Annotated in this window: 5 protein-coding genes; all 5 read right to left on the bottom strand. The window is 68.1% G+C overall.

Annotated elements, in window-relative coordinates; genetic code table 11:
- Window positions 1–124: 124 nt before the first annotated feature.
- Complete coding sequence (gene groL, locus BLU17_RS04185) at window positions 125–1759, bottom strand: chaperonin GroEL (protein ID WP_091994864.1); 1635 nt, start codon at window positions 1757–1759, stop codon at window positions 125–127.
- A gap of 20 nt (window positions 1760–1779) precedes the next feature.
- Entirely contained in the window at window positions 1780–2070 is a 291-nt protein-coding gene (gene groES, locus BLU17_RS04180) for a co-chaperone GroES (protein ID WP_091994861.1), read from the bottom strand.
- A 195-nt stretch (window positions 2071–2265) separates the two neighbouring features.
- The gene (locus tag BLU17_RS04175) at window positions 2266–3453 is read right to left on the bottom strand and encodes a porin (protein ID WP_091994858.1); all 1188 of its coding nucleotides are present in this window, start codon (window positions 3451–3453) and stop codon (window positions 2266–2268) included.
- 692 nt (window positions 3454–4145) lie between these two features.
- On the bottom strand, window positions 4146–6887 hold the full coding sequence (locus BLU17_RS04170) for a hybrid sensor histidine kinase/response regulator (RefSeq protein WP_091994855.1): 2742 nt from the start codon (window positions 6885–6887) through the stop codon (window positions 4146–4148).
- Between the two features lie 600 nt (window positions 6888–7487).
- Window positions 7488–13412, bottom strand: a complete 5925-nt coding sequence (locus BLU17_RS04165; RefSeq protein ID WP_143189175.1) for a hypothetical protein — start codon at window positions 13410–13412, stop codon at window positions 7488–7490.
- Between the last annotated feature and the right edge of the window lie 37 nt (window positions 13413–13449).

Here is a 13449-nt window from a genome sequence, read left to right as displayed (position 1 = left end):
GCGCACTATCCAGCGGCGTACTTCGCGGTATCGCGGGCGATCTCGACGCCCACACCGCGCAGATCGATCGCCCAGATGCGCGGGCCGCGCTTTCGCGGCCCGCTTCCTCGACTTGCCGGTCGGTTCAGAAGCCCAGATCCGGGCCGCCGGGGCCGCCCGCGGGCGCGGGCGCGGCGGCAGGCTTCGGCGCCTCATGGACCGTGGCGTCGGTCGTGAGCAGCAAGCCCGCCACCGAGGCCGCGTTTTGCAGCGCCGTTCGGGTCACCTTGGTCGGATCGAGCACGCCTTTCTCCACGAGATCGCCGTACTCGCCCGTGGCCGCGTCGTAGCCGAAATTGCCCGTGCCGTCGGCAACCTTCGCCGCGACCACGCTGGCTTCCTCGCCCGCATTGGTCACGATCTGGCGCAACGGTTCTTCGAGCGCGCGCAAGACGATCTTCACGCCCGCCGTTTGATCGGCGTTATTGCCCTTGAGACCGAGAATGGCGTGGCGCACGCGAATCAACGCGACCCCGCCGCCCGCGACGATGCCCTCTTCCACGGCCGCGCGCGTGGCGTGGAGCGCGTCGTCCACGCGGTCCTTCTTTTCCTTCACTTCGATTTCGGTCGCACCGCCCACCTTGATGACGGCCACGCCGCCCGCGAGTTTCGCGACCCGTTCCTGCAGCTTCTCGCGATCGTAGTCGGACGTCGCCTCCTCGATTTGCACGCGAATCTGCTTCACGCGCGCATCGATCGCCGAGGCCTCGCCGGCGCCGTCGATCACCGTGGTGTTTTCCTTGCCGATTTCCACGCGCTTCGCTTGCCCCAACTCCTGCAACGTCGCTTTTTCGAGCGTGAGCCCCGTTTCCTCGGCCACGACCTGGCCGCCCGTGAGTATCGCGATGTCTTCGAGCAACGCCTTGCGACGGTCGCCGAAACCCGGTGCCTTCACGGCGACCGTCTTGAGCACGCCGCGAATATTGTTGACGACGAGCGTGGCCAGCGCCTCGCCTTCGATGTCCTCGGCGATGAGCAAAAGCGGGCGGCCCGCTTTCGCCACCTGCTCGAGCAATGGCAGAAGATCGCGAATATTCGAAATCTTCTTGTCGTGCAGAAGAATGTACGGATTGTCGAGTTCCGCGATCTGCTTGTCGGGATTGTTGATGAAATACGGCGAGAGGTAACCGCGATCGAATTGCAAGCCTTCGACCACGTCCAGCTCGTCGTCGAGCGACTTGCCGTCTTCGACGGTAATCACGCCTTCCTTGCCGACACGGTCGATCGCCTCGGCAATACGCTGGCCGATCGACTCTTCGCCATTGGCCGAGATCGTCGCGACCTGGGCGATTTCCTTGCTCGTGGTCGTGGGCTTGCTGATCTTCTTCAGTTCTTCGATCGCGGCGTGAACGGCCTTGTCGATGCCGCGCTTCAGATCGAGCGGATTCAGTCCTGCCGCAACGTACTTTTGCCCTTCGCGCACGATGGCTTGTGCGAGCACCGTGGCGGTCGTGGTGCCGTCGCCGGCCGCATCGCTGGTTTTCGACGCGACTTCCTTGACGATCTGCGCACCGATGTTCTGAAGCTTGTCGGCCAGCTCGATTTCCTTCGCGACCGACACGCCGTCCTTCGTAACCACGGGTGCGCCGAACGCGCGCTCGAGGACGACATTGCGGCCTTTCGGTCCGAGCGTGACTTTCACAGCGTCGGCGAGCAGATTCACGCCTTCAATGAGTTTGGTGCGGGCGACGTCGCCGAATACGATATCTTTGGCTGCCATGATGGTTTTCTCCCAGGCTCTCAAGCGTTGACGACCGCGACGATGTCTTCTTCGCGCAGTACGAGCAGTTCGTTGCCGTCGACCTTGACGGTCTGGCCGCCGTACTTGCCGAACAGCACGCGATCTCCGACCTTGAGGTCCGGCGCGATGCGGCGACCTTCGGCGTCTCGCCGGCCCGGACCGACGGCGATAACTTCGCCCTGGTCGGGCTTTTCGGCGGCGCTGTCGGGAATGACGATACCCGACGCGGTTCGGGTTTCCTGATCAAGTCGTTTGACGATCACGCGATCGTGCAATGGGCGCAGACTCATGGGGCATTCCTCGCAAATGTCGGCGGGTGAAAGTGGCACTCGCCTAATGCGAGTGCTGATGGGGAATCGAGTATAGGAACATGGCGCGCGCCGCTCCAATAACGGATAGGAAAATCGATATCTCTCAGCGGCGCCTATCGACTTATGCCGCTCGGCGCTAAGCATTCGACGAAGAACGGCTATCGCCGTCCTGCATCAGAACCGGTGCCGCAAACCAATCGAAGCGACGAGCTGGTTCGCGCCCGACGCGCGGGAGAAGTTGGCGATCTGCGCACCCTGTATGCCCGTTCCGGACAATTCGTTGGCGCGCTGATAGATCACCTCGGCGTAGACGTCGGTGGCCGGTGACAGGAAGTAGGTATTGACGATGCCCGCCTGGTGCCATTTCGGATAGCGCACGCCCGTCGGCGTCGCGAAGCGGCCGGCCGTGAACGTATAGGCAGCGGCGACGTCCCACTGCGGCAGCACGGTATAGCGCACATTGACTTCGATATTCTGGAACCGCACGTCGTCGCCCGGCAGGCTGATCGCGGTATCGACGACGTTGTTGATCGACTTGGCGTTATCGAGCCGCGTCTCGCTGAGCACGAGGCCGGCGGCGCCATTGCCGAAATGAAACAGGCCGCCCGCAGCCCAGGTTCGCTGGCGGCTCGCATTGAAGGGCGCCCCGGCCGGCACCGCGCCATCCGTGTTTGCGCCCGCGAGATTCGATGCGTTGTTGAACTGGAAATAGCCCGCACCGAGATCGAGATTCCCGTATTGATACGATGCGCCCAGACTGTAGGCGCGATTGTTGTCGAAACCTCCGGCCTGGTTCGAGAAGCCGTACAACGCGCCCAGCTTCAGGCCGCCCATCAGAGGGCTCACGTACTTGACCGAATTGTTGATCCGCGTCCAGTTGTCGAGGTTGTCATTGTCGAAAACGTGCGCGAAGGCCGTGCCGCCGTAACGCGTCCCGCCGAGCGAGAACGGCTCCACGAACTGCACCACCTCGTCGAACTGCCGCCCCAACGTGAGCGTGCCCCGCGATTGCGACTGCAGTCCGAGCCAGGACTGGAAGCCGAACATCCGGCCCTGCTGCGAGATCCCGCCCGTCATCGGCGCAAAGCCGTTGGCCAGCATGAAGACCGCGCTCAGGTCTCCGCCGAGTGCCTCGTTGCCGGACAGGATCCATCGACTGCCGTTGATGTCGCCGCTCTTTGCCTGCCATGCGCTTTGATGCCCCTGCGTATTGCCGGCGTCGCTGACATAGGCAATACCTGTGTCGATGATGCCCGAAAGCTGAACGGAGCCCTGTGCCCACGTAAGGGGAGAAGTCGTCGCCACCAAGACCCCGAAGCCGACGATGCCGTATGTTGTTCTAGTCAATCCCAATTGCGCCATGTTCCGTCACCCGACTCTCGTCAAATTAAATTCGTAGTCCGAATATTTAAATATGAAAATCTGCTTTTGAAGATCTCGCCACTTGCCCGCGATAAAGCGCGCAGTCGCGGTGGCAGGTCGGTATATTGGTTACGGCACCCTGCGTCGATATAGCGCAGAGACTGGAACAGTCCTTTACACCACGCTCAATATTCACGGGTTGCCGCGCGGCGTGGGCCGCCGCAGGCGATCTGCCTTTTATTCGTATTCAATTCGCCATTTCTCGTTTGACATGGCGTCGCGCGTCGGCACTCCCCGTTCTGTTTCGTCCGCGCGCGTTGGACTTGCTTCACCCGGCTCCCGCCCGGCCTGCAATGGTGGCGACCGCTGGACCTTCAAGGTTGTGTTCGAGAGGCCGCTGCGCGCGTCAGACGTGGGGAGCGCACCCGTGCGGCGGGCAAGAGATCGATGGCGGGCAAGTCCCCTGGCTGGGGGCCGGGAGCGACTTCGGGGCGGCTCGCTTTCCCCATGGCGGGCGCGACGCCCGGGCAGTTCGGCGGGCCGGCCGGAGGACCGTTTATGCCGCCCTTCGGCGAAGGGTATGCCGGGCAGTGACTCTGCACGCGGTCCGCTCGCGGATTGCGGCCGCTGCCCGGCCACCCGGTACGGACCGCGCATCGCCAGATTCTCGCGTCACGCCACGCATCGTCGCGTCATTCAGGCAAGGCGGTGGACAGCGCCGAACGCTGTGCCGCCCCGGTCCCCAGCAGCGCCTCGATCTTCGCGAGCTCGCCAAGACGGGCGAACCGGCCTACGCACCGCGCGAACGGCTCACATTCGGGTTGCTCGTCGGCAAGCCGGTCGGCCCACTCGATCAGGTCGGAAACCGCGCCGAGTTCGACAAGGCATCGCGCCTCCTCCAATGTCTCGCCCGACGGCGGGACGGGCGACTCCGCCGACCACGCCGCGTCGGCGGCGATCCCGGCCCGCGCGAGCCCAAGCACGCGCGCAATCGTGTTGCGCAGGTCGACGAGACTCACCGGCTTCAGCAGACTCGCGTCGTAGCGGGGCGCGCCCGGCGACGCATCGTCGGTCACGGCCCTTTGCGGCGTCGCCGACAGCGCGACGACGGGCACGCCGGGGCAGTGTTGCCGGGCGGCGGCAAGGACCGCGTCGCCATTCGCTCCCGGCATCAGATGGTCGGTCAACACCAGATCCGGCGGCGGCGCCGTCCGGGTCTCGAGGCGGGCAATAGCCGCCGCGCCGTCGGCGACGGCCTCGACCTCGAAGCCCACGTTCGCCAGATCGTCGTGAAGCAGCTGCCGGATTTCCCCGGTGTCCTCCACGACCAGCACGCGCCGCCCGGCGCCGTCGATCGGCGGGAGCGCATCGACGGCTTCGGGCAGGCGCGCATGGCTGACGCCGGCTTCGCCGACCGCGCGCGCCGGAATCCGGATGCGGATCGTCGTGCCGCGGTCCGGCGTGCTGTCGACCTGCACCGAGCCGCCCATGCGGGCGGCCCACAGCTTGACGATCGCGAGCCCGAGCCCGATGCCGGGCGTGTGGCGGGCGCCATCGAGACGCGTGAACGGCTCAAAGATCCGCGCCTGGTCTTCGGGCGCAATGCCGCAGCCGCTGTCGCTCACGGAGAAGACCAGCAGATAGAGCTGGCGATCCGCATCCGTCACGCGGGATTCGACGGCAAGCCGGATCGCGCCGTCGCGGGTGAACTTCGCGGCATTGTCGAGCAGGTTGCCGATCATCTGCTGCAAGCGCCTGCCGTCCAGCTCCAGCACCGGCGGCAGTTCGTCCGCGATGTCGAGCCCGAACGCGTTGCCGCTTCGCGCGGCGAGCGTGGCGCCCTGCTGCCCCACCGTCTCCAGCAGCGCGTGGACGTACACGGGCTCGACGCGCAGCGTGTCGGGATTTTCTCCGGCCGCATAGTCGATCAGGTCGTTCACCATCCCGAGCATGTGGTCGGCGCTGCGGCGGATGACGCGTCCCCGTTCCGCATCCTCCCGGCCCGCGGCCAGGATGAGGTCCGCGAAGCCGATGATCGACGTGAGCGGCGTGCGAAGATCGTGGCTGATCCGCGCAAGGAAATCCCCTTTCGAGCGGTTGGCGTCGTCCGCCGCGACGAGCGCATGCTGCAGTTCGCCGGTGCGGGCGTTGACAGCCTGCTCCAGCCGCTCCGCCTCCTTCTCCTGCGCATCGAGCAAGGCCCGTTGCGCGGCCCGCTGCGCGCGGTAGACCTGGCGCGAGCGGCCGCCGACGATCAGCACCATCATCAGCAGGACGGACAGGCTGTCCCATACCTGGGCGGAGCCGGTCACCCACCGTCCGGAAAGCAGTCCGGCCGCCATGCCGAGCCGCAGGAAGAGCGTCGCGCAGTCGGGCGCGAAGGCGATCAGGAGCAGGCGCGCATTGGGCAGGCCGCGCCGCCATCCGTCCAGCATCGAAGCCACCCACACGATGTTGCACAGAAACACGCCGTAGATCGACGCCGATGCGCTGACCCGATAGTCGCCCAGCGTGGTCCACACGGCGGCCACGCACATCGCGCAGGCCAGGATGCGATACGTCCATTTCCACAGCGGGATCTTGCGCAGGCCGACGAACGCCATCACCGTCACGGTGAACATCGCGACCGTCAGGTTGCCCGCGATGCTCGGCAGCCGGCCGACGAAATCGCCCCCTTGCCGCAGCCACAATTCGTACAGATGGCCCTCGTAGGCCAGCTCGTACAGCACCTCCCCGACAATGCTCGCGGCGAGCAGCGCGAAGATGCGATCGCGCCAGACGGCGCCGAGCACGACGGCGAAGGCGGCGATCGTCAGCATCACGCCCACGAGGAACATGTGCCGCATCGTCTCGTTGCGTTCGTCCCGCCGGTAGGCCTCGGGCGACCACAGCTTCACGTCCAGCGAAATCGCGGAACGGCTCTGCACGCGCAGCAGAAACCGCTGATGCGCGCCCGGCGCGAGCGTCACCGGAAACACCGGCAGGGCCGTATCGATCCGGCGGGCGCCGGCCGGCGTCCCGATTCCGGCCCGATACTGTTCCTGTACAACCGGATCGTCGGTGCCCGTGACGGTGTAATAGCGCACGTCGTCGAGCCGCACCGGGCCGACGGACAGCCATCGGGTGACGGGAAACGCGCTGCCGTTGTAGAACTCACCTGTCAGCCAGAGCGCCGAACGCGTATAGCCACGGGACAGTGCATGCGCCGATGCCGGCTGCCAGCCCGGCGCGCCCAGTGCCGCCGTCGCGTCGAGATGCGCCTCGCGGTCGTCCAGCAAGAACAACGGGGTGACGAGTGGCTGCGATTCGGCGACGGTCGAGAGATCGACCGCGTGGGCGACGACATCCGCCCGCGCCGGGCCGCCGGAAAGCACGAGCAGGACGACCGCCAGAACGAAGCAGCCGAAGAGGATGGCCCGCGAACGCGTGTCCATGTGCCGCGATCCTGCATGAACGGAATCGATTTCCGCATGCTTTCGCGTGAATCTCAACACCACTTCGAACACGGCATTCCCAACATCTTCTTTTAGAAAAAAATCGCTGAATCGCTGAATCGCTTTCGGCCGAGGCCGTTCGCATAACTCAACGTCAGGCGCCGGCCGCCCGTTCACGCTTGTACCCGCTGCACCCGAACGGCAGGCCTGCCGCCGACGCCCATGTCGCGCGCGAAGGGGCGGCACGGTTGTGGCGCCGTCCTGTATTTACGGCATCGCGGTGCGTGCCTGAAGGTGGAGCAATTGATTTTCCGCAGGCGCCAGTGACCCCGTGCCGCGAAAACGGGTCCCGGTGAAGGAGGAGGAGAAAGCTGGCGGCGGAGGGCGCACCCGGGGTGCTGCCGTCGAAACCAGGCGCCGTTCGAAACCGCGCCCGCGGCCGCCAGATGCGGTCGCGGGCGCAGGTGCGGGAACTGCGTCGACCGCGCCTGCGCCCGGCGGCAAACCGGTCGCAGGTCGGTCCAGGCGGTTCTCGAACGAAGCCATGACTCCGTGGGGGCAATCCCTGCCGCCCCCACGCACGGCGAAGGACTGCTGACGTCAGAACCTGCCGCGCGCCACGATGCCGCCGAAGACCGCGTCGTAGCCGCTGCGCGCCTCGACGTCGGCCTGCACCTGCAACTGGATCATCCGCGTGAGGTCCAGCGACAGCCCGCCGCCCACCGTCACGCTCGTCCGCGACACGTGGTAGCCCGGCGTGAAGAACCACGCGCCCCCGCCGACGTAGCTGGCATTCGTTCCATCGCTCTCGTTGCCGAAGTCCTGGTTGACGAACGCGTGCAGTTCCGGGCGCACCCGGATAGCCGTGCCGGTCTCCCCGCTCAGCTTGCCGCCGAAGCTCAATCGCACGCGCGCGCTGTTCTTCGACTCGACGTTCAGGTCGAGCGGACCCGCCCCGCTTTCGGTGTAGCCGTCCTGGTGCAGCACGTCGCCCTCGATCGCCACGATCGGCGTGAGCAGCACGGAGGACGCGAGCGGGATCGGATAGCCGCCGCTCAGGCGGAACACGCCTTCCATACCGTTGAAGTTCGCGTTCGCCACCTGGTCGAGCGCGCTCACGCGCGTCGTGCCGAACCGCTCGCGCGCCACGCCGATCAGTCCGTCGACATAGGCCCGGCCGAACGCCTGCGTCGCGTAGGCCGTGAGCTGGTAGCTCTTCACCTGCGCCGTGTCGCCGCTGAGCGCGTCGTTTTCGTCGATCGACGAGATGCCCTGGCTCAGCGCGATCCCCGCGCCGCCCTGCGCCCAGCGGGCGTCGGCGCCGACGGCGATTCCGCCTGTGGTCGCGTTGTAGCCGGCGTAGCCGTCCTCGGCGCTCTGGCTGGACTTCGCGCCATAGCCCTTGACCCAGACGCTGTAACGGCCCGGGTCGGCGCCGATGCCGAGCGCGCCGGCGGTCGGCCCGTTGCCGGCCGCCGGATCGTCGCGCAGCGCGGCCTGGCGGCTCGCGATGCTGCCGAGCGCGGCATCGGAGGCGAGGAACGCGGTCTGGGTCAGCGAGCTGTTCGTCAGCGGTGCGAGGCGTTGCGCGTCGGCGTGCAGCTGCGAGGCCGTTTCCGCGTCGAGGTGGCCCACCACGCCCGTCAGGCCCGATGCCGCGAGCGCGGCCGGGTCGAGCGCCAGCGCGCTCAACGCGGATGCGGCGCTCGCGCCCGGCTGCGAGCCGGCCAGGCCGGCGGCGCTCGCATAGTCGTTGCGATGCGCGACGAGGTACAGGCTCTGGCCCGCGCTGCCGCTGTCCGCCCCGAGCACGGCGCCGCCGGACGAGCCCGCTTCGGCCGTGAACGACAGCGCCGCGCTGTTCGTCGACACGTTGCCGGCGTCGAGCGTGCGCGCGCCGGTATTGCCCGCGGCGGCCCCGCCGATCTCGAACGTCTCGCCGTTCTGGACGGCCGTGTTCGACGGCAGCACCGTCACCGCGACGTGCGCGTCGGACGCATTGCTGAAGGCGTTCGCATGAACCGCGCCGAAGGTCGCGCCGTCGATCGTGGTCTTCAGCGTGCCGCTGCCGAGATCGAACCCGCTCGCGCCGGCCACGCCCGAGAGCGTCGACGTTTGCAGGTCGAGCGACGAGCTGGCGGCCGCCAGCGAGAGGTTGCCGCCGAACGCGAGGTTCGACGTGACGGTGGCCGCCGTATTCGCGCCCACGCTGATGGTGTCGGCGTACAGGTCGTTGTTGAGCGACGCGGTGGCCTGCTGACCCGACGTGTTGAAGTCGATGGCCTTCAGCGGCGCCGCCGCGCTGCCGATCGCCGCCGCGGTCGAACTCGATCCCGCGAAGTCGAGCGTGCCCGTGCCGGCCGCCGACGCGCTGACCGCACCGCTGATCTGCCGGGCGTCCGCGACGATGGCCGTGCCGTCCGCCGCGAAATTCAGTCCGCCGTCGAGCCCGCGCTGGAGCACCACCTCGCCGGTGCCGCTCACGTTGAGGTTGCCCGAGCCCACCGCGACCGTGTTCGTGAACGTCACGACCTTGCCGTCGGCGCCGGCGTCGATCGCGCCCGGCACGCTGCCGCTGCCCGCGCCGGGCGCGGGACTGTTGTTGACGACGCCGTTGCCGGCGCTGCCGATCGAAGTGGTCACGGTGCTGCTGCCGTCGAAGGCGAGCGTGGCCGAGCCGGCGTTCTGGAGGTTCAGATGCGCGGCATCGAACGCCACGTTCACGCCATCGCCGATGTGCAGCGCGCCCGCGTTGCCGCTGAAATCGACGGTTCCCTTCAGGGCTGCGGGACCGTTCAGCACGACGCTGCCGTTGCCGGCGAACTGCACGGCGCCGGTCGTGGCGCCGTCGAACGTGGTCACCGATCCGTTGCCGCCCGCCAGAATCTGGTTGGCGTTCACGGCGCCCGTGAAGGTCGTCGTGGCGTCGGCCGCGCCCGCGTTCACCGCGGCCAGCGCCGCGCCGCTCGCGCCCACGTCGCCGCTCACCGTCTGCGTGCCGCCCGACAGCAACAGCGCGCCCGTGCCGTCCGCCGTCGTCGTCACGTTGCCTGTGAGATTCCGGTTCGCCGCCAGCGACAGCGTGCTGTCGTTCTGCAACGACACCGTGTTCGCGTAGACGTTGCCCTGGGCCGTCACCGTCCCCTGGGCTGCGGTGCCGACGTTCAATGCGCTGATCGACGTACCGCTCGTGCCCACGTCGCCCGTTACCGTGCCGTTCTGCGCGAACGCCAGCGTGCCGTTCACGCCGCCCGTGCTCTGCACCGTGCCGTCGAGCGTCTGGCCGTGCGCCACGTTGACCGTCGCGGCCTGGTTTGCGAAATCGACGTTGCCGGTCATGCCCGCGCCGAGGTTCGCCGTGCCGGCTCCGGTGAAGCCGAGCGTGCCCGTCGTCAGGCCCGCGAAGCTGGCCGTGCCCGCCCCGACGTTCGTATTCACCGCGTTCACGGCGCCCGTGAAGGTCGTCGTGGCGCCGGCCGCGCCTGCGTTCACCGCAGCCAGCGCCGCGCCGCTCGCGCCCACGTTGCCGGCCACCGTCTGCGTACCGCCCGCGAGCGTCAGCGTGCCCGTGCCGTCCGCCGCCGTCGTCACGTTGCCCGTGAGATTCTTGTTCGCGGCCAGCGACAGCGTGCTGTCGTTCTGCACCGAAACCGTGTTCGCGTAGACGTTGCCCTGGGCCGTCACCGTCCCCTGGGCTGCGGTACCGACGTTCAGCGTGGCGATCGACGCGCCGCTCGTGCCCACGTCGCCCGTTACCGTGCCGTTCTGCGCGAACGCCAGCGTGCCGTTCACGCCGCCCGTGCTCTGCACCGTGCCGTCGAGCGTCTGGCCGTTCGCCACGTTGACCGTCGCGGCCTGGTTTGCGAAATCGACGTTGCCGGTTACACCCGCGCCGAGGTTCGCCGTGCCCGCGTCGCTGAAGCCCAGCGTGCCCGTCGTCAGGCTCGCGAAGTTCGCGGTACCTGCTCCGACGGTGGTGTTCACCGCGTTCACCGCGCCCGTGAAGGTCGTCGTCGAACCCGATGCGCCCGCGTTCACCGCGGCCAGCGCCGCGCCGCTTGCGCCCACGTCGCCGGCCACCGTCTGCGTGCCGCCCGCGAGCGTCAGCGTGCCCGTACCGTCCGCCGCCGTCGTCACGTTGCCCGTGAGGTTCTGGTTTGCCGAAAGCGACAGCGTGCTGTCGTTCTGCAACGACACCGTGTTCGCGTAGACGTTGCCCTGGGCCGTCACCGTCCCCTGGGCTGCGGTACCGACGTTCAGCGCGCTAATCGACGTACCGCTCGTGCCGACGTCGCCCGTCACCGTGCCGTTCTGCGCGAACGCCAGCGTGCCGTTCACGCCGCCCGTGCTCTGCACCGTGCCGTCGAGCGTCTGGCCGTTCGCCACGTTGACCGTCGCGGCCTGGTTTGCGAAATCGACGTTGCCGGTCATGCCCGCGCCGAGGTTCGCCGTGCCCGCGTCGCTGAAGCCCAGCGTGCCCGTCGTCAGACCCGCAAAGTTCGCAGTGCCGGCTCCGACGGTGGTGTTCACCGCGTTCACCGCGCCCGTGAAGGTCGTCGTCGAACCCGATGCGCCCGCGTTCACCGCAGCCAGCGCCGCGCCGCTCGCGCCCACGTCGCCGCTCACCGTCTGCGTGCCGCCGGCCAGCGTCAGCGTGCCCGTGCCGTCCGCCGCCGTCGTGACGTTGCCCGCCACGTCGCCGTTCGACACCGACAGCGTGCTGCCGTTTTGCAGCGATACCGTATCCGCGTAGATGTCGCCCTGGGCCGTCACCGTCCCCTGGGACACGGTGCCCACGTTCAGCGCGCCGAGCGACGCGCCGCTCGCGCCCACGCTGCCGGTCAGCGCCTGCGCGCCGCCCGCCAGCGTCAGCGTGCCCGTGCCGTCCGCAGCCGTCGTCACGCTGCCCGTGAGGTTCTTGCCCGCCACCAGCGTCAACGCGCTGCCGTTTTGCAGCGACACCGTGTTTGCGTAGACGTCGCCCTGGGCCGTCACCGTCCCCTGGGACGCGGTGCCCACGTTCAACGCGCCGAGCGACGCGCCGCTCGCGCCCACGTCGCCGCTCACCGTCTGCGTGCCGCCCGACAGCGACAGCGCGCCCGTGCCGTCCGCCGTCGTCGTCACGTTGCCCGTGAGGTTCTGGTTTGCCGAAAGCGACAGCGTGCTGTCGTTCTGCAACGACACCGTGTTCGCGTAGACGTTGCCCTGGGCCGTCACCGTCCCCTGGGCTGCGGTACCCACGTTCAGCGCGCTAATCGACGCGCCGCTCGTGCCCACGTCGCCCGTCACCGTGCCGTTCTGCGCGAACGCCAGCGTGCCGTTCACGCCGCCCGTGCTCTGCACCGTGCCGTCGAGCGTCTGGCCGTTCGCCACGTTGACCGTCGCGGCCTCGTTTTCGAAATCGACGTTGCCCGTCAGACCCGCGCCGAGGTTGGCCGTGCCGGCTCCGGTGAAGCCGAGCGTGCCCGTCGTCAGGCCCGCGAAGCTGGCCGTGCCCGCCCCGACATTCGTATTCACCGCGTTCACGGCGCCCGTGAAGGTCGTCGTCGAACCCGATGCGCCCGCGTTCACCGCGGCCAGCGCCGCGCCGCTCGCGCCCACGTTGCCGGCCACCGTCTGCGTGCCGCCGCCGAGCGTCAGCGTGCCCGTGCCGTTCGCCGTCGTCGTGACGTTGCCCGCCACGTTGCCGTTCGACACCGACAGCGTCGCCCCGCCGGCGAGCGACGTGCCCGCCGTCACCGAACCGTTGCTGACGTTCACCGTGCTGCCGTTCTCGATCGCGAGGCTTTGCGCGGCCACGCCGCCCTGCATCGTCAGCGTGCCCGCGCCCGCCACGCCGACCTGCACCGAACCCAGCTTCGCCGCGGTCGTGCCCAGCGCGCCGCTCGCGCTCCCGCCGCGCTCGAACACGACGGTGCCGTTGGATCCGCCGCTGCTCTGCACGGTGCCGGCCAGCGTCCCGCCGCTCGCGACGTCGATCGTTCCGGCCACGTTGCGGAAGTCGATCGTCGACGCCTGCAACGAGGACGACACGCCAACCGTCGCGCCCTGATCGAAGTTCACCTGGTTGACCGAGGTCGAACCGCCGAGGAGCAGGTGGCTCGTCGTGTCCAGCGTCAGCGTGCCCACCGACTGCACCGAACCGTTGATCGACGAATCGGTGTGCCCACCGACATTGATCTCGTTGACGCCGCTCACGGAGCCGTTGATGGTGTTGCCGCCGGACAGGGCCAGCTGCGTGTCGGTGTTCGTCGCCGTGCTCGACACCGCGACGCCGGCCTGACCGCCCAGCGAGGCGTTCTGCACCATCGTCACCGCGGCGATGGCCGGCGCGGCCGGACTGCCGGAATAGACGACATTGGTTTCGTTGCCGGACACCGTGCCGGTCGCGTCGCCTGCGGTGCTGTCGACGGTCACCGTCTGCGCGGCGGCGCCATAACTGAGCGCGAATGCCTGGAACGCAAATGCAACCGCAATGGCAGTCTTCCTTTTCGGAAGGCCATGACCCATCGGGAAAGTCTTCATCGTCTGCTCGGATGCTTTCATTCAAAGAGAAGGGGGC

Origin of the sequence: Paraburkholderia lycopersici (assembly GCF_900096975.1) — a bacterium.
Taxonomy (GTDB): Bacteria; Pseudomonadota; Gammaproteobacteria; order Burkholderiales; family Burkholderiaceae; genus Paraburkholderia; species Paraburkholderia lycopersici.
The sequence above is the reverse complement of the archived record's forward strand: the minus strand, read 5'-3'. Positions and strand labels throughout refer to the sequence as shown.